A 22,969-nucleotide genomic window follows, 5' to 3' on the forward strand; every position below is an offset into this window, starting at 1 on the left:
TCGCGCGGGGTCCTGCGGTGCGACATCACTACGGTGTCGCGCCGCGTCTGGCACCTTAGAGGAGACAACCCATGCCAGTCAGTCCCATCAACGTGACGGCATTCATCGACCGGCACCGCATCTCGCCGTTCCAGATGATGATCGTCGTCCTGTGCTTCCTGATCGTCGCCATCGACGGCTTCGACACGGCCGCCATCGGCTTCATCGCACCGGCGATACGGACCGAATGGTCGCTCACGCCCGCACATCTCGCACCGCTGTTCGGTGCAGGCCTCGCTGGCCTGATGGCCGGCGCTTTCCTGTTCGGGCCGCTCGCCGACAAGCTCGGGCGCAAGACCATTCTCATCTTCTCGGTGCTGTTCTTCGGCGTCGCCAGTCTGGCCTCGGCATGGTCGATGGAACTATGGCAACTCATCGCGCTGCGCTTTCTGACGGGGCTCGGTCTCGGCGGCGCGATGCCCAATGCCATCACGCTCACGTCCGAGTACTGCCCTGAATCGCGCCGTTCGTTTCTCGTGACGACGATGTTCTGCGGCTTCACGCTCGGCTCGGCGCTGGGCGGTCTCGCGTCTGCCGGACTGATCGAGGCATTCGGCTGGCGCTCGGTGCTGATCGTGGGCGGCGTCATGCCGATCGTGCTCGGTGTCGTTCTCATGCGCGCGTTGCCCGAATCGGTGCGCTATCTCGTGATGGCAGGGAAGTCCCCGGAACGCGTGGCCGCATCGCTGCAACGCATTGCCCCGCAGGAGGATCTGCGTGGAGCAACATTCAACGTGGCGACGAAGCCGTTGACCACGTCGCCGGTGCGCCATCTCTTCAAGCCTGAGTTACTGCGCGGCACCCTGCTCTTCTGGGTGACGTTCTTCATGAGCCTGCTGGTGATCTATCTGCTGTCGAGCTGGCTGCCGACGCTGTTGCGCACGAACGGCCTCACGCTGCGCAATGCCGCCATCGTCACGGCGATGTTCCAGGTCGGTGGCACGCTGGGCGCGATCGTGCTCGGCTGGCTGATGGACCGCTTCAATCCGCACTACGTGCTCGCTGCGGCTTACGTGCTCGCTGGCGTCTGCGTGGCGGCTGTCGGACCGCTGGCGAGTTCCCCGGTGCTCGCGTCGGTGGCAGTGTTCTGGGCCGGGTTCTGTGTCTCCGGCGGTCAGGTCGGCGCGAATGCGTTGTCGGCAGAGTTCTATCCGACGGATTGCCGTGCGACCGGCGTGAGCTGGGCCAACGGCGTGGGACGTATGGGCTCGGTGGTCGGTTCGGTCGGCGGGGCCTCGATGCTCGCGATGGGCTGGTCGATGCCCGCGCTCTTCGCGGCCATCGGCGTACCGGCCGTGCTCGCCGGTCTGACGATGCTCACGCTCGGGCGTCTGCGTCATCGGCAAGCGGTGCTGGCTGTCGAAGCGGCTACCTGAACGTCAGCGCGCAAAGCGTCGCGGATCGGGATAGAGTGTCGACTGACGGCGACGCGAGCGGCCTGCGCGGCCCCGGCGCCGTCAATCCAAATTCCCCCGACGGAGATTGAAGGTGTCGCTGCCCCCCTTGCTGGTCATCATCCCGATGCATCCCGAGCAGTTGTCCGAACTGCAAACCCGTTTCGACGTGATCTACCGCCCGAGCCACCATCCCACGCCGGAAGGCTGGGGACCGGAAGGCGAACGTGCGCGCTTCGTGCTCACCAACGGTTCGCGCGGCATGAGCGCAGCCGAGCTGGCGCATCTGCCGAACGTGGAGCTGGTCAGTGCGCTGGGCGCCGGTTATGAAAATCTGGATGTCCCCGCCATGCGTGCGCGCAATATCGTCGCCGTCAACGGTGCCGGGGCCAATGCACCGACCGTGGCGGATCAGGGCTTCGCACTGCTGCTCGCGGCGATCCGCCGGATCCCCGAGTACGACGCCGCGTGCCGCAAGGGTGTCTGGCGCGATGCCCTGCCGATGCAACCGGGCGTTGCGGGCAAGAAGCTCGGCATCGTCGGTCTGGGTGCCGTGGGACGTCAGTTCGCCAGGCGCGGCGAAGGCTTCGACATGCAGATCGGCTACCGAAACCGGAGTCGTCGCGACGATCTGCCCGCGCATTACCAGTATTTCGACAGCGTGCCGGCGCTGGCCGAATGGGCCGACATTCTCGTCGTGACAGCGCCGGGCGGCGCGGAGTCGCATCACATGGTCAATGCCGACGTCCTGCGCGCACTCGGCAAGCATGGCTTCCTCGTGAATCTGGGACGTGGCAGTGTGGTGGATACGGCAGCACTGGCCGACGCATTGCGCAACGGCGTGATTGCCGGCGCGGGGCTTGATGTGTACGAAGGCGAGCCATCGCCGCCTGCCGCGCTCATCGACTTGCAGAACGTCGTGCTGAGCCCGCACGTGGCTGGCCGCTCCCCTGAAGCGGAAGCCGCGACGATTGCGATGTTCCTGGAAAATACCCGCCGTTATCAGGCGGGTGAGGCGGTGATGACGCCGCTGTGAGCGGCTGACATCCGTCAGTGATTATCGAGCCCGTCGATACTTCGTTCGGGCGACGGCGAGAGCGTCACGCCGTCATTGACGGGCTCGAACTCGATGCTGCTTCGCGCACTGCCGGTGGTGAAGACGGTCTCGCAGGTCGGACACTTCACCTCGGCTTCCGAATGGAGATAGTCGTGGAGCGCCTGCACCGTCGGCTCGCTCGCCGCCACGGCAAAACGGGACTTGCAGGTGGGGCATACGACGAAACCGGTGTGGATCGACAGCATGGTCAGCCTCCTGAGCGTTCATTGAGCGACTTCGGCGAGCGACTTCATAGCGCGACTGCGTTCGGCGATTCTACAGCCAGTCGGTACGGCGAGGCTTTTGGCGCGTGGCATCCTCCGGCTCGCGACGCGACGCCGTGCGATGGTCGTTCGCGGCCACACCCACTGTCGGCTCCGCATGTGCGGCGTCGACGTCGTCACCTTGCACACCGTGGGCCCGCTGCACCGGGTCGAAGTCACGCCATTCACCGCGCTCCCACACACCGTTCGCCTGTTCGATCTCTGCGGCGCCTGCATCGCGCAGCACGGCAATCGCCGTATCGGCCGTCGCCTCGCTCACGTGCGTGGCAAGCATCACGCCCGCATCTCGCATGCCGGCCTCTCGCGCCGACACGCGCTCGCGGCTGCGCATGCGTCCAAGGGCACCGAAAAACGCGCCCAGATAGGCACCGGCCATCATCGCGACGACCGGCACCAGCCAGAATCGCCAGACCGTGATGAAGAGCAGCGCACCCAACGCCAGCCCGAACGCGCCCCCGGCGATCACGCCCTGCGCAGCGCCCTTGCCGGCTGGCCGTGCGGCGGCGTCGGCATTCACGTCGCCACCGACGGGAAACGTCGCATGCTGCCCGGTAGGGTTCAGAAAGAAGACCGACACGTCGGACGGTCGAAACGAGCGGTCATAGAGACGGCTCGCCACCAGATTCGCCTGATCAAACGTTGTAAAACGTCCTGCCACGATCATCGCCATCGCAACCTCCCTCCGTTGTTTGGTGAATTCGTGTTTGCCTACATCGATCCTTATGGGATGGCTGCGATCCGGCTTCGTTTCATCAAGGAATCCTTACGCGTGCTGCATAGGCATTGAGAAAATCAATGCGAGGGAACCTGTGGATGGCGGTGCAATCGCAAAGATAGGGCGGCAAACTCAAAATGGTCGCCATCGGAGAGACCTTCGGCGCGGCGTCGCCGCCTATACTGGCAAGACCGCATGCCTCGCGATGTGTCTGCGTTATTCGCAATCTCGCTATTGAACCCGCATCGAACCCCACAATGGGCGCATGGGAGTGTCTATGGCTCGCGCGATCTGGAAGGGCGCCATCAGCTTTGGGCTGGTGAATGTCCCCGTCACCCTGTTCCCCGCTTCAACGACACACAAGCTCGATCTCGACTGGCTCGACAAGCGGACGATGTCGCCCGTCGGTTACAAACGCGTCAACAAGGAAAATGGCAAGGAAGTGCCCCACGATCAGATCGTGCATGGGTACGAATACGAAAAGGGTAACTATGTCGTGCTCAGCGACGATGAGATTCGCGCGGCGAATCCAGCAGCGACACAGACCGTCGACATTCTGGCCTTCGTCGATGCGACCGACGTGTCGTTCATGTATCTCGACACCCCCTACTACCTGGTGCCCGAACGGGGCGGCGCGAAAGCTTATGCGCTGTTGCACGCCGCCCTGATCCGGGCGGGCAAGCTCGGCATCGCGCGCGTAGTGATGCACACGCGCGCGCATCTGGCCGTGCTCGCCCCCGCTGGCGACGCGCTCGTGCTCGACACGCTGCGATGGCAGGACGAAATGCGCGACCCGGCCGAAGTCGGACTCACGAAAGACAAGCTCGGCAAACTCGCGGCGCCGGGCGAACGCGAACTGGACATGGCGATCCGGCTCATCGACGAAATGTCGGGGCCCTGGCGTCCGGGCGATTATCACGACACGTTTCAGGACGACCTCAAGGCGCTCATCGACCGAAAGATTGCATCCGGTCAGACACGCGAAGTCGCACAGATCGAAGCGAGTGCGCCGAAGCTCGCAAGCAACGGCAATGTGACCGACCTCATGGCGTTGCTCAGACAAAGTCTTGGGACGAAGGGCAAACGCGAGGCAGTCGCTGTCGACGCGGAGGATGTCGAAGAGAAAACCTCCGCCGCCAAGCCGAAATCCAGAGCCCGGGCATCGCCGGATAAGACGACAGCGAAAAAGACGGCAAAGAAGTCAGCCAGCGGGAGTCCGGCGAAGGCGACGTCCAAACGTGCCAAGTCCAGCGCCAGGTCTGCGAAATCCAAATGAGCCGGGAGAGCGCGACCATGCCAAGAGACGCCACCCGCGACCGTGCATCGGCAACGACAACAACGCCGAAGCGCAGTAAAGCCGTCAATTCCAAGCGCGCCGCCGATCCGCTGGCCGCCTACGATGCGAAACGCAATTTCTCTGCGACACCGGAGCCTCGCGGCAAACGAGCGGCGCGCGCGAACGCGTTGCGTTACGTCGTCCAGCGCCACAATGCAAGTCATCTGCACTACGACTTCCGCCTTGAACTCGATGGCACGTTGCGATCGTGGGCGCTGCCGAAGCAGCCGAGTCCGGACGTCAGTCGTTCGCGTCTGGCGGTGCAAGTCGAAGATCACCCCCTTGCCTACGCGGATTTCGAGGGCGGCATTCCGGCAGGTAATTACGGCGCCGGACATGTCGATATCTGGGACACCGGCACCTGGACGCCCGATGGCGACGCCGCGCGCGACTATGCGAACGGCAAGCTGTCGTTCACCTTGCATGGCGAGCGCCTGACCGGACACTGGACGCTCGTTCGCACCGACAAACCCGCGCGTCAACCGCAGTGGTTGCTGATCCATCGGCATGACGATGCGGCGTCGCCCACCGCCACAAGACCGGCTTCGCCTGCAAAGCCGAAAATTGCGGCGCGCAAGTCATCGGCGCAGCCTCCCGCCGAACTGCGTCCGATGCTCGCAACGCTCGTCGATGCCGCGCCGTCATCCGACGGATGGCATGCGGAAATCAAGCTGGACGGCTATCGCGTGCTCATCCGCATTGCGGGAGACGACATTCATGTCTTCACGCGCTCGGGACAAGATTGGACGCATCGCTTCGCGCCAACGGTCAACATGTTGCGAGCCTTGCGAGAACGCGGCATGCCCAATGCATGGCTCGACGGTGAGGCCATCGTCACGAACGAACACGGCTTGCCGGACTTTCAGGCGCTCCAACGCGCATTCGATGAAAACGCGCAAAGCGACATCGTCACGTACGTCTTCGATCTGCCGTGGTGCAACGGTCAGGATTTGCGCGGCAAACCATTGCATGAGCGTCAGGCGATGTTGGCGGCCATCTTCGAAGCGAGTCGCGAAACGGATACGGGGACGGATGCGCAGACTGACGCCGTCCGTGTGCTGCAACCCGTGTCAGGCGATCTCGAATCGCTCTGGCACAGCGCATGTGAGGCGGGTCTGGAAGGCATCATGGTCAAGCGCGACGACTCGACCTACATCGAGGGACGCAGCGAGGCGTGGCGCAAACTCAAGTGTTTCCGGCGTCAGGAGTTCGTGGTACTGGGATTTACCGAGCCGACGGGGACACGCCAGGGTTTCGGCGCGCTGCTGCTCGGCTATTACGACGACGAGGGCAAGACGTTGCGATATGCGGGCAAGGTCGGCACCGGCTTCGATACGCGGGCGCTGAAGCGCATGCGCGAGCAATTCGCCGCCATCGAGACGCGCGATCCCCCGCTCTCGCCCGCGCCGCGCCCCGGCGGTCCGGCGCGCGTGCACTGGCTGCGTCCCACGCTGGTCGCCGAAGTCCGCTTCGCCGAGTGGACACGCGACGCCCACGTGCGACAAGCCTCGTTCGTCGCCATGCGAACCGACAAGCCGGCTAAGGACATCCGACGGGAAACCCGCCCCCACAGCGCCGCGAACACGACAAAGGAGACACCTTCCATGCCGAGAACCGCGCCATCGAACGTCCCCGGACGCCCGGTGAAGATTACCCATGGCGAGCGCGTAATGGACACGCATTCGGGCGTGACCAAGATCGAGCTCGCCGAGTATTACGACGCAGTGAGCCGCTGGATGTTGCCGCATCTGGCGGACCGGCCTGTGGCGGTCTTGCGCGCCCCCGAGGGCATCGGTGGCGAGATGTTCTTCCAGAAGCATGCGGCGAAGACGATGACCGGCGTGCACATGCTGGATCCGGCGCTCGATCCCGATCATGCGCCGTTGATGCAGATCGACGACGCCAGGGGACTCGTGGGCGCCGCGCAGATGGGGACGGTGGAGTTCCACACGTGGAATGCGCGCAGCGATCTGATCGAGCGTCCGGATCGCGTGATCTTCGATCTGGATCCGGGCAAGGGCGTGGCGTTCGAACAGATTGTGGAAGGCGCGCGATTGATTCGCGGCCTGCTCGACGAACTCGGTCTGGTCGCCTTCGTGAAGACCAGCGGCGGCAAGGGGTTGCATGTCGTAACGCCGTTGGCGCGACGTCACGAATGGGAGGTGGCGAAGGGTTTCGCGGAAGCGGTCGCAAAACGCATGGCGCAAGTGTTCCCGGATCGGTTCACCGCGACGATGGGCCCCAGGCATCGCGTGGGGAAGTGCTTCATCGACTATCTGCGCAACTACCGAGGCGCAACGACGGTCTGCGCCTACTCCGCCCGCGCCCGAGAAGGCATGGCCGTCTCGATGCCGGTGAAATGGGAGGAATTATCCGAATTGTCAGGCGCTGACGCATGGAATGTGCGCAACGCTATGGCGCACCTGAAGGCCCTGAAAGAAGACCCGTGGTCCGGCTACGAAACGGCCGCGCAACAGCGGGTGACGAAGGCCATGCTGGATAGGTTGGGGGATTGAAGCCAGCGCAGATCGCACTCCGATCACCAATCGGCGCAACAACGGTAGCGCGTCGAGCCTTGGTTGTCATTCAATTGAATTACAATTTCAGGCGATCAAATCACTCTGGAGTTACCTCATGGCAGCCAGTGCACTAGTGCAAACGCGCATCGATCCTGTGCTTAAGGAACGCGCAACGGTCGTACTCGACAAGCTGGGGTTGACAGTCTCCGACGTAGTTCGGATTTTGCTTACGCGCATTGCGAATGAAGGTGCGCTACCTTTCGGCTTCGCTGCAGACCCAACGGCCTATGACGCCTGGGTCAAGCAAAAGGTACTGGAAGCGCTGGAAGACGCGCGCCCGGCGATTCCGCACGATGACGTTGAATCGCATTTCGCGGCGCGCCGTGATGCCACACGAAAGCGCATGACGAACAAAAGGTAGGACGTGAGATTAGAGTGGTCCCCACATGCAATTCAAGACCGAAGCGATATCTACGAATTTGTCGAAGAACGCAGTCCAAACGCCGCGATATGGATCGATTCACGAATCGATCAACAACTCTTGACGTTGTTGCGTTTCCCCAGCGCCGGTCGCCCCGGAAGAGTGCCGGGAACACGAGAACTCGTCATCACCCGAACGCCATATATCGCGGCTTATCGACCGTTGCCTACGCGTGTGCGCGTGCTGCGCATTTATCACAACGCGCAAATGTGGCCGTGAAGTCCCAAAGACCGTGTTGCTTCACGTCCCCCGCGTCGCCCCCACATCCCCGTCCTGTAGCCAGCGCCGTTTGTCGCGCAATGGTGCTTCACCGAAGACGCGGGCGTATTCGCGACTGAATTGCGAGGCGCTCTCGTAACCCACCGCCTGCGCCGCCGCAGCCACCGCAATATCCGCGACGAAAATCAGTCGGCGCGCTTCCTGCAACCGCAACTGCTTCTGATACTGCAATGGGCTCATCGCCGTCACCAGTTTGAAATGGTGATGCAACGAAGACACGCTCATGTGCACTTCCTGCGCCAACGCCTCCACCCGCAACGGCTGCGCATAGTGGTCGCGCAACCAGCGCACGGCATTCGCGATGCGGTTCATCTGGCTGTCCTGCAATGCCATCTGACGCAGCAACACGCCCTGCCCGTTCATCAGCAACCGATAGATGATCTCGCGCTTGATCATCGGCGCAAGAATCGGAATGTCGCGCGGCGTTTCCAGCAATCGCAACAGCCGCAACACCGCGTCGAGCAACGCCGCATCCAGTCGATTGACGTACAACCCTCGCCCGCACGGCGCGGGTGCCGGGGGCGGCAGATGCTCGTCGCCAATGAGCGACGTCACGTCTTCGGCGACCAGATTGAGACGCATGCCCAGATACGGCGACTGTTCGCTCGCCCCGGACACCTGCGCCACAACAGGCAGATGTACCGACGACACCATGTAATGCATCGGATCGTAGGCGTAATGCGCCTCGCCGATCTGCAAGCGCTTCTCGCCCTGCGCAATCACCGCGAACGCAGGTTGCTGCAATGCCGGACGCGGCCCCCCGGGGTGCAACACGCGATGCACGAGCAAGCCCTCGACCGCCGTCGGCGATGTGCCCTCCAGACCGTGCGTCGCACGTTCGAGCAATTGCACCAGCTCGGCGCGCGCCGCGTGCGACGGGTCGTCGGAAAACTCACGCGGCGGCGGTGCCTCGCGAGGCGATGTTTTAACGAGATGCATGACGGTGTCCTCGATCCGCACCGGTTACCGACGCCGCATTGCGACATCCCGGCCTCCATTCGCGACAGCATACGCCTACCGGAAAAAATTGCCTGATCCTCCGGCCTCACATTGACACGATCAGGCAGAAATTTCGGACGATTCGGCAAGTTCTGCTCGCCCACCCCGTCATCAGGCCATCTCACGTAGACAGGTGTTTGTCACCTTCCCGCCATGTTCGACAACGCTTTGCCGGAGCATGAGGCCGCAAGACGCCGACGTCCCGACGCCCCCCTTGCAGAATCAGGCAGGAAATGTGCAGGAACGGGTACTGCTTGCCTGATGCCCCGCGACGCATAATGCCTCCCATCCCGTGCATGCCGTCACCTTCCTTTGGCGGCCACCTGCGACGGGCGGCAATTTCAATGGAGCGATGCCATGCGACAACGCAAACTCGGCAACACCGGCCTCTTCGTCTCGGAACTGTGCCTCGGCACGATGACCTTCGGCGGACAAGGCGACATGTGGAGCAAGATCGGCCAATTGCAGCAGAACGATGTCGACGCCCTCGTCGGCCGCGCGCTCGACGCAGGCATCAATTTCATCGACACCGCCGACGTCTACTCGGAAGGCCAGTCGGAAACCCTCACCGGTCAGGCGCTGCGCAACCTCAAGGTGCCGCGCGACAGCGTCGTCGTCGCCACGAAGGTGTTCGGCGTGACCGGCGCACAAGGCAGCAACTCGCGCGGCCTGTCGCGCTATCACATCATGGACGGCATCAAGGCCAGCCTCAAGCGCCTGCAACTCGATCACATCGATCTGTATCAGGTGCACGGCTTCGACCCGGTCACGCCCATCGAAGAAACGCTCAGCGCGCTCGATACGCTGGTGCGTCAGGGCCACGTGCGTTACATCGGTGTGTCGAACTGGGCCGCATGGCAGATTGCCAAGGCACAGGGGATTTCGGCACGGCTGAATCTCGCGAGCTTCGCCTCGCTTCAGGCGTACTACACCGTTGCCGGACGCGATCTCGAACGCGAAATCGTCCCGATGCTGCGCAGCGAGAACGTGGGCCTGATGGTGTGGAGCCCGCTCGCCGGCGGCCTGCTCTCCGGCAAGTACACGCGTGAAGGTCAGGCCGAAGCCGGTGCACGCCGCCAGAGCTTCGACTTCCCGCCGGTGAACGTGGATCGTGCCTACGATGTGATCGACGTCATGCGCGGCATCGCCGCCGAGAAGGGCGTGTCCGTCGCGCAGATCGCACTCGCCTGGCTGCTCGCCCAGCCGGTCGTCTCGACGGTCATCATCGGCGCCAAGCGTGCCGATCAGCTCGACGACAACATTGCCGCCACGCGCGTCACGCTGAACGAGCACGAACTCACGGCCATCAATGCCGCCAGCGCACTGCCGAGCGAGTACCCCGGCTGGATGCTCTCGCGTCAGGGCGACCCGCGTCGCGCGCAACTCGCCGAAGCCGGTCTGCTGTAATCGACGGGGCGGTCCAAACGCAAGACGGCGCACCTTCTACGGTGCGCCGTTTTGCTTTGACATCGGCGATCGAGCGGCGGACGTCAGAACGTATGACGCATGCCCACGTTCACGCCCAACTGACTCGTGCCCGCCGTGGGTGATCCGCCCGCACCGCCGGAACTGACCGAGTACGCCGCATGCTCGCTGTTGCCCAACCAGGCGACCTGCGTGTACACCGCCGTGCGCTTCGAGAGGAAGTACGTCCCGCGCAGCGTCGCCATCGTCGCCCGCGCGTTCTGGCGCGCATTGAGCATGCGGAAGACTTCGCCGTCCACCGCGAACGTCGGCGTGAACTGATACAGGCCGCCGATGTAGAACATGTCGGAATTCACGTCCGCGACAGCCGCGGACGCGGTCTGCACGCGACGCCCCAACCAGCCCCCGCCCGCCTTCCAGTTACCGCCCTTCACGTAGCCGTTCAACTGCCAGCGCGTGTCCTTGTCGGACGAACTCGTGAGCGGCACGGCCGCCGCACCGTTGAAGAAGCTCGCGGCCGCGCCAGCGCCGCCGCGTTGCTCGTCCCAAGCACCTGCCACGCCGAACCACGCCGTGTCGTACTTCAGCATGGCGGAGACCTGACGGCAGGCCGTCATCTGTCCCGGGGTCTGGCCCGCGCAGGTGCCTTGTCCCGGCGAGTTACCGGTGCCGCCGCTGTCGCGCCCGAACGAGTACGTCGCGCCCACGGTCAGGCCGTGAAACACGCCCTTGTACGCGACCGTGTTATCGCTGCGCGCGTTGGGGATGTAGTTGTCGAGCGAGCCGCTGCCATAAAGATCCGGGCCGAGAATGTCCGCGTCCGTCATCACCCAGAACGTCATCGAATATTGACGTCCCAAGGACAGCGTGCCGTACTGATTCGACAGCCCGACCCACGCCTGACGTCCGAACAGACGGCCGCCCTGATTCAGATCGCCTGCCCGCACGTTGAAGCCGTTCTCGAGCATGAACAGCGCATGCAGGCCGCCGCCGAGATCCTCGTCGCCGCGCAAACCCCAGCGCGACGGCAACGATCCGGTATTGGCCGGCATGCGAACGAGCGAGCTGTTGTTGGCGCCGGCGTGCGAGATGTATTCGATGCCGGTGTCGAGAATGCCGTAGAGCGTCACGCTCTGGGCCGAAGCGGAAGTGGTGGCCAATGCGAGGCCGGCAGCCAGCGCGAGCGCAGGCAGTCCCTTGTGGATCACGGTGATGTCTCCTGGATACGTGTGGTGGCCTGACCTGTACCGGTCAGTTTGCAGCGCCGCCGCACGGCCGTCGGGGGACGGTCCATGCAGCGGGAACTTCTCCTGGACGAAGGCTTGCCGATCAGGTTGTCGAATGCGGCGCTTCGACAGCTTCGTCCTGAACCGTTGTCAGACGTGTCAGACGGTCCCTGCCGCCGGGTTCGCCGTCGATGCGGCAGACGACGCGCCGCGTCCCACGCGACGACGCATCACCAGCATCAGCCCCGCCGCGAGAAACGCAGGGATGGCGACGATCTGAAAGGCCTGCGCCGTGCTCGCCGCCGTGGCGATCAGCACACCGCCGAGGCTCGATCCGAGGATGGAACCCAGACGTCCCACGCCCAGCGCCCACGCCACACCGGTCGCCCGCGAGGGCGTCGGGTAGTACGCCGCCGTCAGCGCATTGGCGCCGGTCTGCGAGCCCGCCACGCCGAAGCCCGCCAGGAAGACAACCACCATCAGCCAGCCCGCCTGATGCGTTACCGAACCGAGCACGCACAGTGCGATGCCCGCCATCACGTAGGACGCTGCCAGCACGCGGTACGGACTCGTGCGATCCATCGCGAAACCGATCATCACCGCGCCAACCGTGCCGCCGAGCGGCAGCATCGCGCCGATACGTGCGGCCTCCGCCAGCGTGTATCCCGAGTCCTTCACGACCAGCGGCAGCCAGCTCGTGAGCAGATAGAACGCGCACAGGGTGCAGAAGTACGTCGCCCACAGCAGCAGCGTGCCCACGACGTAACGACGTGCGAACAATCCCCCCACCGCCGAATTGACGGCACCGGCGGGTGTCACTTCGGGATCGATGCGCGCGACCTGCGGATCGATGTGACGCGCAATCGCCAGCAACTGGTCCGCCCGGTCGCCGCGCGCCGCGAGATAGCGCATCGACTCCGGCAACCAGCGCATCAACACCGGCACGACGAGCAGCGGCACGACACCGCCAGCGATCAGCACACCCCGCCAGCCGATATGCGGCAGCGTCTGCGCCACGATCTCGCCACCGATGGCAAAGCCCAGCGTGAAGCCGCAGAACGTCGCCGTCACCAGCAGCGAACGCATGCGCTCGGCACAGTATTCGGAGCTCAGCGTGATGGCGTTGGGCATTGCGCCGCCCAGTCCGATCCCGGTGAGGAAGCGCATGACGGCCAGTTCGGTCGGGCTATGCACGAAGGCCGACGCAACGCTGCCGAGCGCGAACAGGACCACCGAGAGAATCAGCACGCGCTTGCGGCCGATACGATCGGCGAGCGGGCCGAAGATGAAGCAACCGAGCATCAGCCCGCCCAGCCCGGCGCCGAACACCGTGCCAAGGCTCGTGGTGGCCATCGCCCATTCGCTGCGGATGGCCGGAGCGAGATAACCGATGGCAGCGGTATCGAAGCCGTCCAGCGTGACGATCAGAAAGCACAGGGCGATCACACGCCATTGAAACGGCGTGATGCCCCTGCGGTTCATCAAAGCGGATATTTCCATGTCTGTCTCCTGTGCGGCGACTGCCGCAGGCTGAGCAGCGGGTGTGGCGTCTATGTTTGTCCGTGACGCTCTTTGTCGTGCTACGTCGTGCGATGTGGCGCAATGCCTTTCCATCGCGCGTCGCAATGTCACCCGCCGCCGGTTGGGGGCGATTACGTCAAGAACCGGGTTGTGATGCGACGGCGGCGGGCAGCTCCGGATCGCCCGCCGACAGGTACTCCCACATGCGCTCGATGATGCGTCCCGAGCGCGTGGCGCGTGCCTGGCATTCGTCACCGCTCAGCACGGCAGCGGGCAGCGTCGCTTCGAGTGCGAGCACGTCGAGGTCGACGCGCGCGGCGTCTTCGAGGTACCACGTGAGGGCTACCATCGCTTCGAGCGTGTCGGCGGCGACCACCGCACCGTTGCCGCGCATGACGACGGCCGCGTTCGTGCCCATCGTGTCGATGACCGCAGCGGCCTGTTCGTCGGAGCGAATCAGTTGAGGGTCGTCCCACAACGGCACGCCCGGTGCGAAGTACGTGCCCGGCCCGTGCAGCGCACGCGGCGTGCGACGCAGTGTCGAGAGCGACATCGTCTTCGGCGGCATGGTGCGGGCAACGGCACCGATCTCCGGACGGGAGCGATAGATGTGCTGATGCAGACGCACCTCGCCGAGCACGCCGTCGGGCAGCGGGCCGTCGATAGGCACGACGGTCCCCGTCTCACCTACGCCGAGCAGCCCCATCGGCCGTGCCGCGCAGACGACGAAGCGATCGGCGTCCAGACGCGCACTGCAATGACCGTAGGCATGCGCGAGTCCGGCACGCGCCAGCGTGCGCGCAGCCACGCGCACTGCGCGGTCGAGCGCACTGAGCGCACTGAGAGGATCAGCGCCGGGCGCAACGGCGGCGTCGAATGTTGCTTGTTTCATGGGAACACTCTCGGGGGAATGGCAAGCGCAGCGTCAGCTGGAAAACTCGGGAATCTCGGGCTTCGCGCCCCACATGCAGAACCCGGTCGGATCGAACGGGAACTGACGCGGGACATACGTCGCTTCGTCTTCCGGGGCGATCTTGCGCACGCCCGTGGAGTACTCGTAGACCATGCCGTCCGGCCCGGCGAAATACAGGAACATCGCGTGCGACGTCGGGTGACGTCCCGGACCGAAGCGAATCGGCACGCCCTGCTCGCGCAGGAAGTACCACGAGCGCATCAGGTCGTCGATGCCGTTCACCTGGAAATTCACGTGCTGAATGCCCGCACGGCTGGCCGGGAACAGCGCGATCTTGTGATGGACGTCGTCGATGCGCAGCAGCGGTGCTTCGCCGATACGGTCCGATACACGGGCGTTGCACACGCTCGTCCAGAAGGCTTCATCGCGGCGCGCATCCGTCGTGCACAGCCCCACATGGCTGAACGACTCGATGCCCGCGTCGCGCTCGCCGTGATAGCGACGGCCGGTCTGCGATGCACGCAGCACCAGCTCGATCTGATTGCCGGTCGGGTCGCGGAACGTCAGGAAGTCGGCCACGCGGCGCATGTCGGCTTCGTCACGCGTGCCACGGCGAAACTCGATACGCATGGCGTCGAGCTGCGCGGCGGCGGCGTCGAAATGTGCGTCGCTGGCAACATCGAACGCCACCGTGTGGTCGGCGGGGTCGCCCTCGAAGTAGCACACCGAATGATCGCGGCTGTCGCTGCGAAGGAATACGTAACCGGCCTCGCGACGCACTTCCTGCAACCCGAGAATGGTGCGCGCATAACGGGTCGCACCCTCCAGGTCGCGAGTGCCCAGCCGCACGTAACGAATGTCGTGCAGATTGATCACCGCTTGTCTCCTGCGGATATTGTTCGTGTCACGGACAGGCGTCCGATGACTTCAATGTCGTGAGAGATACGATAAGGACCGGCGTCTCATGACGCCAACAAATTGCGTAAATGCGCGGTATTTACGTCGTGAATTGAGGGTGCAGCATCGGGACGTGCGAGGCCGCAGCCGCAGAAGCGAGGCAGTCATGGCGTTCGGGTAAGTGCGCAGCGAGCGAGGCGCTACGCGATGAAGCGGATGCGCGCGTCAGTCTTCGCCGTGGAACAGGCGGAAGATCGTGCTGCGCAGCCAGCGATGGCCGGCGTCGGTATGAAAGCGTTCGTGCCAGAGTTGCGAGATGTCGAACTCGGGACTGTCGAACGGCAGCGCGTAGGTTTGCAGATCGGCGGCGCCTTTGAGCGCGCGCCCCAGCCGCGTCGGCACGCACACGACCAGATCGCTGGCCGCGATGAGCGCGGAGAGCCCCATCGAATGCGCCATGCGCAGCGCCACGTGACGCTGATGCCCCGAGCGCGCAAACCACTGCTCCACGGCCGTCTCGAAAACATCGTGATGCCCGGCCGTCGGCCGATACACCGCATGCGCCGCGTTCAGGAAGTTCTCGACCGTCAGTTCGCCGCGGATCGTAGGATGTGCGCCGCGCACGAGTGCGACGTAATGCTCGCGAAAGAGCCGTTGCTGATGAAAGCCCGACGAGAAGCGCGTGAACAACCCGAGTGTGAGGTCGATATCGCCCATCGCCATGGCGTTCTGGGCTTCACGCGGAGTAGTGTCGACCGTGACGATGCGCACGCCGGGCGCTTCGACGGCGAGCGTCGCCATGAGCTTCGGAATGAAGATCAACTGGCCGATGTCGCTGAGGTAGAGACGGAATGTGCGCTGCGCTTTGGCAGGGACGAAGTCCTGCGGCGCCTCGACAGCGCCGCGAATCAGCCCCAGCCCCTCGGTGACCGGCGGGGCCAGCGAAGCGGCGAAGTCCGTGGGCAGCATGCCCTGCGGTGTCTTGACGAACAGCGGATCGCCGAAGGCCAGACGCAGACGCTTGAGCGCATTGCTCACCGCCGACTGCGTGAGGTTCAGTTCCTCGGCCGTGACCGTCGTGCTGCGCGTGCGCAGCAGCGACTCGAACACGAGCAACAGATTCAGATCGAGCGAGCGTAAGTTCATCCCCAGCCGTGCAGTTCTGCCAAAAGCGTCCCGCATTTTAGGCAACGACCTGCGGCGCGCGCAGTGCGGGAAACCCCGCCCATGCGCTGCGACGCGTTCATGGTATTTACGTGCGCGCGGCCGCGTGCAGACGCGCGATCACTTCCAGCACCTCCGGCCGCTTCTCGCGCTTGGCCGTCACGACGTGGTACTGCAACGGGCACGCGACTTCGAAGTCCGACAGTCGCACGAGACGACTACGTGCAATCCAGTCATGCGCGAGCGGCGCCCGAGCCAGCGCAATGCCCAGCCCCGCCTCGGCGGCAGCGAGCACGACCGTGTAATCCTCGAAGCGCCGGTCTCGCGCACGCGGGCGCAGCGACACACCCTGCGCACCGCACCACGCGCGCCAGCCCGTCAGGTCGGAGTCGTGCAGCAGCGGCATCGCCAGCATCTCCGACGCGCTCGCGCCCTTGAGCCGTTGCGCGACCTCCGGCGACGCCACCGGGTACAGCGTCTCGCCCAGCAACGGCTCCGAATCGACGCTCGCCCAGCCGCCCCGGCCGTATCGCAGGGCGATGTCGACCTCACCGGCGCTGACATCGGCGTTGCGATGCTCGGTGGTGACCTGAATGTCGATGAACGGCTGTCCCGCCTGGAGCGATTGCAGGCGTTCGAGCAGCCAGAGTTTGGCGAACGACGGCACCACGCTCAGTCGCACCGCAGGCGCCTTGCGTGCCTGATGCCACTGATCGGCGGCCGCGTCGATCACGTCGAAGGCATACTCGATGCGCCCGAGAAAACGCTGGCCATCGCATGTGAGACTGACACCTCGCCCGTGTCGGTCGAAAAGCGCACAGCCGAGCCAGTTCTCGACCGCGCCGACGCGTCGGCTGATCGCGCCGTGCGTCAGTCCGCTGGCCTCGGCAGCCGCCGTGAACGAGCCATGGTGCGCTACGAGACACACGGTCTCGAGATTTGCCAGCGGTGGGCGGGAGCGGTGTTCGGAAGTCATGGAGGACGGAAAAAATAGGGGCGGATGACGGGACGCCGGACCTGCGCGAGGTGTGAACACAGATCACAGCTCGCCATCGATTTGTGCAGTAGCTTAGCACCACGCGCGTACGGCAACATAGGCATCTGCGGGTGATTTCGCACCCGCATTTTCCTTACAGGAGTTCACCGTGTCAGCCGCCCCCGCACCGTTCACGCTCTACGTCGACGCACAGTTCACCAGCCCTTACGCACTGTCGGTTTTCGTCACGCTGCGCGAGAAAGGGATTCCGTTCGATCTGCGCACCGTCGATCTCGATCAGGGCGCGCATCACGAGAGCGGCTTTGCCGGGATGTCGATCACGCGCCGCGTGCCTACGCTCGTGCACGGCGACTTCATGCTGTCCGAATCGTCGGCCATCGACGAATACCTGGAAACGATTGCGCCGAACGTGCCGGTGTACCCCACGGACGTGCGCGAGCGTGCGCGTGCGCGTCAGGTGCAGGCCTGGGTGCGAAGCGATCTGGGCGTCTTGCGTGAAGAACGTTCGACGCAGGTGATCTTCTATGGCCCGAGCGATCAGCCGTTGAGCGATGCCGGTTATGCCGCGGCGAGCAAGCTGATCGCCATCGCCCAGAGTCTGTTGCCGGACGGCCGCATGTCGCTGTTCGACAAGTGGTGCATCGCCGACATCGATCTGGCCGTCATGCTCAACCGTCTCGTGTACAACGACGATGTCGTGCCGCCAGCGCTCGCCGAATATGCCCGCCGTCAGTTCCTGCACCCGGCGGTGAAGGAATGGGCGGCGATGACGCGTCCGCCGCGCGAGTGCGATCTGGTGGACGGTCAGGCCGCCTGAGCGACAACCTGCGTTATCGTTTCTTAAGCCGCGACCATCGCCAGTTGCTGGCGGTGGATGCGCACGTGAAGCAGTACGAGCAACCGGTGGGGGCAATCGTCGCGCACCACGACCGTTGCACCCCTGGCGGCCTTGCCCCGCCGGTTCGCCTTCTCGACTTCGGCATGACGACTGGCAAGCGCGGCCTCATAGGCCGCCGACGCCACCGAGCGCGCCGCCAGCATCAACAGCAGCAGTGAACCGGCCATCGCGATCCGGAAGTCACCGGACGTAAAGATGCGCTGCGGCACATCGAACACGAGCATGGCGATCACGACGCAGGCGTCGATGCATACCGCACCCAGCGAGGCCACAAGCAGATAGGCGCGCAACATCCGAATCGTTGTCGACTTCATCCGTCTCCTCTCCCTTTGCTGTCATCGGGCGGGAACATCTGCGGGTCGTGGCGCCATCCCGGTCATCAAGACCATCGTCCGGGGCCATCTCAGCGCTGCTTGCCGTGTTCCCGTCATCATCCGCTTTCGATGGTAAATGTCGAGTGCCACGGCTCTGTGACCTGAAATGTTTTTTTACACTCTCTTACGCCTCGATAATTTCCAGGGCGGGCGGGGATTCGGGCCGACGAAAGACACCGCAAACCCCGTCGAATGACGCATATTTATTGCGAAAATCAGCCAAATTCCGACAATTTTCAGCGCAATTACCGCCAAAATGCCCTCGTGACGGGGGAAGCGGTGAATTCAGTCGACAGGCAGGCCCCGAAAGGAGGAAAATATCGCGATCTTGCCGTTTACGTTAACGGCACTTACGACTGAAGCCACCTCTGCCGAGACACTGAAGAAACATGAGCGCTGACAACCAATTGCGTTTTGTCGTGGAGCCGCACGCCAACCCGACCCCTGCCGACCAGATCACCGCCGCGCTGGCGAATCCGGTATTCGGCCGTGTATTCACGGATCACATGGTCACGATCCGCTGGACCGAAGGCAAAGGCTGGCATGACGCGAAGGTCGAAGCCCGTCGTCCGTTCCAGATCGATCCGGCTTGCGCCGTGCTGCACTACGCGCAGGAAATCTTCGAAGGCATGAAGGCCTATCGCGGCGAAGACGGCAAGATTTCGCTGTTCCGTCCGCAGGCGAACGCCAGGCGTTTCCGCGAATCGGCGCAACGTATGTCGATGGCCGATCTGCCGGAAGCCGTGTTCCTCGAAGCCGTGGAAAAGCTGGTCGACATCGACCGTGCATGGATTCCGGGCTCGGAAGGCAGCAGCCTCTACATCCGCCCGTTCATGTTCGCCTCGGAAAGCTTCCTCGGCGTGCGCGCCGCGCATGAGTACATCTTCTGCGTGATCGCCTGCCCGGTCGGCCCGTACTTCAAGCCCGGCAAGTCGGCCGTCACGGTGTGGGTCTCGGACCAGTACACGCGTGCCGCGCCCGGCGGCACGGGCGCGGCCAAGTGCGGTGGCAACTACGCCGCCAGCCTGATCGCGCAGACCGAAGCGAGCGCCAAGGGCTGCGATCAGGTCGTGTTCCTCGACGCGGCCCAGCACCGCTGGATCGAAGAACTCGGCGGCATGAACGTCTTCTTCGTGATGGACGACGGCTCGCTCCAGACGCCGCCGCTCTCGGGCACCATCCTGCCGGGCATCACGCGCGCCTCGATCATCGAACTGGCTCGCCGCGAAGGCCTCACGGTCAACGAAACGCCGTATGAGTTCTCGCAGTGGCAAGCCGATGCGGCCAGCGGCCGCGTGAAGGAAACGTTCGCGTGCGGCACCGCCGCAGTCGTTACGGCTATCGGTCAGGTGCGTCATGCCAACGGCGAATTCAACATCGCCGACGGCGGCGAAGGCCCGGTCACCAAGCGTATCCGCGATCAGCTCACGGGCATTCAGCGTGGCAAGGTTGCCGATCCGTTCCAGTGGGTCCACCACGTCGCCTAATTCTGGCGTGATAGGTTTCAGTACGGACAATCATTACAAGCTGTGAAGCTGCGCGTCGCCCGAGACAGCGACGCGGGAAATCGCCGGCGGCGCGTGACGACACCAGGAGAGTCGTTCGCGCCGTCTTGTTGTTCCTGACTTACAGATCATGAAACACGACTCGGGCACCGTATCCGGTGCCATCGCGACAGCCGACACAATCGGTGTGCCGCACTCCGTGCTCGAAGACATCTATGCGATGGTCATCGGCATGGCATTCGTGGTGGTCGGTCTGGTGCTGCTCAAGGCTGCCGGGTTGGTGACCGGTGGTGTGGCAGGCATCGCGCTGCTCGCCTCTTACGTCTTTCCGCTACCGGTAGGCACCATCTTCACGCTGGTGAACATACCGTTCTTCCTGTTCGCGTATTTCACGATGGGCGCGCGCTTCGCGCTGAAATCGGCGATCGCGAGCTTCGGCATCACCTTCGCACTCGCGGCCATGCCGCAGACGGTCGACATCGCCTTCATCAACCCGCTGTTCGCGGCGTTCGTGGGCGGCACGCTATGCGGCATGGGCATTCTGGCGCTGGCACGTCATGGCGCAGGCGTGGGCGGCACCGGCATCGTCACGCTGTGGCTGCAACGCCAGCGGGGCATCAATGCCGGCATCACGCAGGTGTGCATCGACACGACGATTCTGCTCGTGTCGCTCACCACGATTCCGGCGGGACGTGTCGGCTGGTCCGCCGTGTCGGCCGTCGCCATGAGCGCGATGGTCGTGGCGTGGCACAAGCCGGGACGTTACACGGGTCGATAATCCGGCCGGTACGTCGGTCGATAGGCCTTCGCCTGATCGAGCAGCCACTCGCGGAACACACTGAGTGGCTGCCCGTGGGTCAGCTCCGTCGGGTAGACGAGGTAATAGGCCGATTCCGCCACGCTTTTCACATCGAACGGGATCGTGAGCCCGAGCGTGGCCAGTTGGCCTTCGACGAAAAACTTCGGCACCAGCGCAATGCCCAGCCCCGCCGCCGCACCGGCGATCAGCATGGTATGCAGCTCATAGCGCACGCCCTGCAACGCCCGGTGGTCCTCGATGCGCTGCTCGGCAAACCATTGCGTCCAGGCGCTCGGCCGCGTCGTCGAGTGCAGCAACGGATACGTCAGCAAATCGGCCGCCGTGCGCACCGGTCCCTTCAATATCGACGGACGGCACACCGGCACCACTTCCTCCCCGAACAGATAGTCCGACGACGTGCCCGGCCACGTGGGCTGGCCGAAGTGGATCGCCGCCTCGAAGTGTGTCTCGTCGAACGTGAAGAGATCGGTATGAACGCCCATATTCACGCGCACGTCCGGATGCCGGTCGTCGAAGTCCTTCATTCGGGGAATCAACCACTCCGACGCGAACGTCGGCAGCACCGCCAGCTCCAGATAACCGCCCCCGCTGCCGTGTGCCATGATGGCGAGCGTGTCGCGATCCAGTTGCTCCAGCGTACGACGCACCTGCGTGCCATACAGACGCCCCGCGCGCGTGAGCACCACACGCTGCTTGGCGCGTACGAACAGACGCACGCCCAGTTGCGTCTCCAACGTGGCGATCTGGCGCGACACCGCGCTTTCCGTGAGGAACAGCTCGCGGGCCGCGTGGGTGAAGCTTTCGTGCCGGGCGGCGGCTTCGAAGGCGAGCAGCGCCGCCGTGCCGGGGGTCTTGAACTTGCGCATGTTGATTCCAAAAACGCATCAAGTGGCAATTTTATCTCGCTTTACGCGCGACGCATCCGTTCCAATAATGCAGTCACTGCAAGATGGCGGGGAGCAATGGCGCTCCGTGCCATGCCCTGACACCCTGAGACGCCGCTCCCCATGGCGTCCACCCTGCGAGACACACCGATGCGCAATGCCAATGTGGAGTCGTTGCTGGTTTCCCTGATCGGGAAGGCCCGCACCGACGCGCTGTTCGCCACGCTCAATTCCCCGTCGATCCTGGCCGACTTCGAGTTCGGCAGCGTCACCCGCGCCGAACTGGCGCAGGCGATGAACATGGCCCTGTTCGAAGGGCTGCTGGAGCGCTCGGCGAACGGCCGGACCTACACCGAAGAAACCATTGCTGCCGGCGGTGGCGTGTACTTCGATCATGGCGCGCTGCGCACCGTGCGTTGGGATCAGAACGGCGCCCTGCCCCCGGGTGAATCCGCGTTCACGCGCATCCTGCGTCCGCTGGGCTTCAAGCTCAACGGCCGCTATCCGCTCGATCGCTTGGGCATGACGGGCCGCGCCTACGCCCACGAAGACTGCCCGGACGAAATCTCGCAATTCTTCGTGAGCGAACTGCATCCGGAGCGCTTCTCGGAGACGTTCCAGCAAGCGGTATCGCGCGTGGTCGGCACGTCGAAGGATCCGCTCACGCCCGCCGCCGTCGGCCAACTGTGGGAACTGGAGCGCGACGGTACGCTGCCGCTGGAGACCGCACAGGCCTTGCTGCCGGTGATCGTGGGCGCGTTCGCGCGTCAGCACGAGGTACCGAGCGAGGCCGATTACGAACTGCTGCTGGCGGAATCTGCCGAAATGGCCTGGATTTCCACCGAAGGCAACGCCTTCAACCATGCGACCGATCGCGTGGAAGACGTCTTCGCCCTCTCGGACGCCGAGAAGGCCAAGGGCCGCCCGATGAAGCCCGAAGTCGAGCGTTCGCGCTCGGGTCGCGTGTTTCAGACGGCCTATCGTGCCGACACCGTGCGTCGCGAATTCCGCGCCGCGAACGGTGAGCTCGTCACGCGCGAAGTCCCGGGTTCGTTCTACGAATTCATCACGCGTCATCGCGAGTACGACAATACCAGGCGCTGCTGGAAGCTCGATCTGCGTTTCGACGCAGGCAACGCGCAGGGCATTTTCAAGATGACGGCCAACGCCAAGTAACCAACACCGAATTCCATAAGGGTATCC

At 64.1% G+C, this 22,969-nt stretch carries 21 protein-coding genes and 1 pseudogene; 11 read left to right on the forward strand and 11 right to left on the reverse strand.

Going from position 1 to position 22,969, the window contains the following annotated elements; genetic code table 11:
• Positions 1–71 precede the first annotated feature (71 nt).
• Positions 72–1,415 carry an MFS transporter gene (locus C5N93_RS14680; RefSeq protein ID WP_242559840.1) on the forward strand — a complete coding sequence of 448 codons (1,344 nt, stop codon included), beginning with the start codon at positions 72–74 and terminating at the stop codon, positions 1,413–1,415.
• A gap of 112 nt (positions 1,416–1,527) precedes the next feature.
• Complete coding sequence (locus C5N93_RS14685) at positions 1,528–2,469, forward strand: 2-hydroxyacid dehydrogenase (protein ID WP_242559841.1); 942 nt, start codon at positions 1,528–1,530, stop codon at positions 2,467–2,469.
• A 14-nt stretch (positions 2,470–2,483) separates the two neighbouring features.
• Here the strand turns inward: C5N93_RS14685 and C5N93_RS14690 are convergent, their stop codons facing one another.
• Positions 2,484–2,735, reverse strand: a complete 252-nt coding sequence (locus C5N93_RS14690; protein ID WP_150723456.1) for an MJ0042-type zinc finger domain-containing protein — start codon at positions 2,733–2,735, stop codon at positions 2,484–2,486.
• A gap of 217 nt (positions 2,736–2,952) precedes the next feature.
• Positions 2,953–3,483 (reverse strand): annotated as a pseudogene (locus tag C5N93_RS14695) (hypothetical protein); the annotation flags it as partial.
• A 322-nt stretch (positions 3,484–3,805) separates the two neighbouring features.
• On the opposite strand from C5N93_RS14695, the gene C5N93_RS14700 reads away from it, so the two are divergent.
• The 4 genes from C5N93_RS14700 to C5N93_RS14715 all read left to right on the forward strand — a co-directional run bounded on the left by C5N93_RS14700 (position 3,806) and on the right by C5N93_RS14715 (position 8,083).
• Positions 3,806–4,804 (forward strand): Ku protein, encoded by a 999-nt coding sequence (locus C5N93_RS14700; protein WP_242559842.1) that lies wholly within the window; start codon positions 3,806–3,808, stop codon positions 4,802–4,804.
• A gap of 17 nt (positions 4,805–4,821) precedes the next feature.
• A complete protein-coding gene (gene ligD / locus C5N93_RS14705) occupies positions 4,822–7,380 on the forward strand; it encodes a DNA ligase D (RefSeq protein WP_242559843.1) in 2,559 nt (852 codons plus the stop codon).
• A 118-nt stretch (positions 7,381–7,498) separates the two neighbouring features.
• Entirely contained in the window at positions 7,499–7,804 is a 306-nt protein-coding gene (locus tag C5N93_RS14710; RefSeq protein WP_242559844.1) for a type II toxin-antitoxin system RelB/DinJ family antitoxin, read from the forward strand.
• A gap of 3 nt (positions 7,805–7,807) precedes the next feature.
• The gene (locus tag C5N93_RS14715; protein ID WP_242559845.1) at positions 7,808–8,083 is read left to right on the forward strand and encodes a type II toxin-antitoxin system RelE/ParE family toxin; all 276 of its coding nucleotides are present in this window, start codon (positions 7,808–7,810) and stop codon (positions 8,081–8,083) included.
• Between the two features lie 21 nt (positions 8,084–8,104).
• Here C5N93_RS14715 and C5N93_RS14720 read toward each other — a convergent pair whose 3' ends face one another.
• Positions 8,105–9,082 carry an AraC family transcriptional regulator gene (locus tag C5N93_RS14720; RefSeq protein WP_242559846.1) on the reverse strand — a complete coding sequence of 326 codons (978 nt, stop codon included), beginning with the start codon at positions 9,080–9,082 and terminating at the stop codon, positions 8,105–8,107.
• 417 nt (positions 9,083–9,499) lie between these two features.
• On the opposite strand from C5N93_RS14720, the gene C5N93_RS14725 reads away from it, so the two are divergent.
• Positions 9,500–10,549, forward strand: coding sequence for an aldo/keto reductase (locus C5N93_RS14725; protein WP_242559847.1), 1,050 nt, complete (start codon positions 9,500–9,502; stop codon positions 10,547–10,549).
• An 83-nt stretch (positions 10,550–10,632) separates the two neighbouring features.
• Here the strand turns inward: C5N93_RS14725 and C5N93_RS14730 are convergent, their stop codons facing one another.
• The 6 genes from C5N93_RS14730 to C5N93_RS14755 form a co-directional block, all read right to left on the reverse strand.
• The gene (locus C5N93_RS14730) at positions 10,633–11,775 is read right to left on the reverse strand and encodes a porin (protein ID WP_242559848.1); all 1,143 of its coding nucleotides are present in this window, start codon (positions 11,773–11,775) and stop codon (positions 10,633–10,635) included.
• Positions 11,776–11,952: 177 nt separating this feature from the next.
• Positions 11,953–13,293: an MFS transporter gene (locus tag C5N93_RS14735; RefSeq protein ID WP_242559849.1), complete on the reverse strand. Its 1,341-nt coding sequence runs from the start codon at positions 13,291–13,293 to the stop codon at positions 11,953–11,955.
• A 157-nt stretch (positions 13,294–13,450) separates the two neighbouring features.
• Positions 13,451–14,206 (reverse strand): class II aldolase/adducin family protein, encoded by a 756-nt coding sequence (locus tag C5N93_RS14740; protein WP_242559850.1) that lies wholly within the window; start codon positions 14,204–14,206, stop codon positions 13,451–13,453.
• Between the two features lie 33 nt (positions 14,207–14,239).
• Positions 14,240–15,103: a VOC family protein gene (locus tag C5N93_RS14745; RefSeq protein ID WP_242559851.1), complete on the reverse strand. Its 864-nt coding sequence runs from the start codon at positions 15,101–15,103 to the stop codon at positions 14,240–14,242.
• A 246-nt stretch (positions 15,104–15,349) separates the two neighbouring features.
• Complete coding sequence (locus C5N93_RS14750; RefSeq protein WP_242559852.1) at positions 15,350–16,270, reverse strand: LysR family transcriptional regulator; 921 nt, start codon at positions 16,268–16,270, stop codon at positions 15,350–15,352.
• A 106-nt stretch (positions 16,271–16,376) separates the two neighbouring features.
• A complete protein-coding gene (locus tag C5N93_RS14755; protein ID WP_242559853.1) occupies positions 16,377–17,264 on the reverse strand; it encodes a LysR substrate-binding domain-containing protein in 888 nt (295 codons plus the stop codon).
• Between the two features lie 169 nt (positions 17,265–17,433).
• Here C5N93_RS14755 and yfcF point away from each other — a divergent pair, with 169 nt between their 5' ends.
• On the forward strand, positions 17,434–18,102 hold the full coding sequence (yfcF, locus tag C5N93_RS14760) for a glutathione transferase (RefSeq protein WP_242559854.1): 669 nt from the start codon (positions 17,434–17,436) through the stop codon (positions 18,100–18,102).
• A gap of 23 nt (positions 18,103–18,125) precedes the next feature.
• Here the strand turns inward: yfcF and C5N93_RS14765 are convergent, their stop codons facing one another.
• Positions 18,126–18,497, reverse strand: coding sequence for a hypothetical protein (locus C5N93_RS14765; RefSeq protein WP_242559855.1), 372 nt, complete (start codon positions 18,495–18,497; stop codon positions 18,126–18,128).
• 449 nt (positions 18,498–18,946) lie between these two features.
• Between C5N93_RS14765 and C5N93_RS14770 the strand changes: the two genes are divergently transcribed.
• Both C5N93_RS14770 and C5N93_RS14775 read left to right on the forward strand, forming a co-directional pair.
• Entirely contained in the window at positions 18,947–20,044 is a 1,098-nt protein-coding gene (locus C5N93_RS14770) for a branched-chain amino acid aminotransferase (RefSeq protein WP_150723468.1), read from the forward strand.
• Between the two features lie 148 nt (positions 20,045–20,192).
• Positions 20,193–20,840, forward strand: a complete 648-nt coding sequence (locus C5N93_RS14775) for a YitT family protein (RefSeq protein WP_150723469.1) — start codon at positions 20,193–20,195, stop codon at positions 20,838–20,840.
• Here the strand turns inward: C5N93_RS14775 and C5N93_RS14780 are convergent.
• Positions 20,825–21,748 carry a LysR family transcriptional regulator gene (locus tag C5N93_RS14780; protein WP_069340246.1) on the reverse strand — a complete coding sequence of 308 codons (924 nt, stop codon included), beginning with the start codon at positions 21,746–21,748 and terminating at the stop codon, positions 20,825–20,827. The two genes, C5N93_RS14775 and C5N93_RS14780, sit on opposite strands and share 16 nt — an antisense overlap.
• Before the next feature lie 168 nt (positions 21,749–21,916).
• On the opposite strand from C5N93_RS14780, the gene C5N93_RS14785 reads away from it, so the two are divergent.
• A complete protein-coding gene (locus C5N93_RS14785) occupies positions 21,917–22,942 on the forward strand; it encodes a DUF1338 domain-containing protein (protein ID WP_242559930.1) in 1,026 nt (341 codons plus the stop codon).
• The last annotated feature ends 27 nt before the right edge of the window (positions 22,943–22,969 follow it).

This window comes from Pandoraea sp. LA3, from assembly GCF_022696215.1.
Taxonomy (GTDB): domain Bacteria; phylum Pseudomonadota; class Gammaproteobacteria; order Burkholderiales; family Burkholderiaceae; genus Pandoraea; species Pandoraea capi.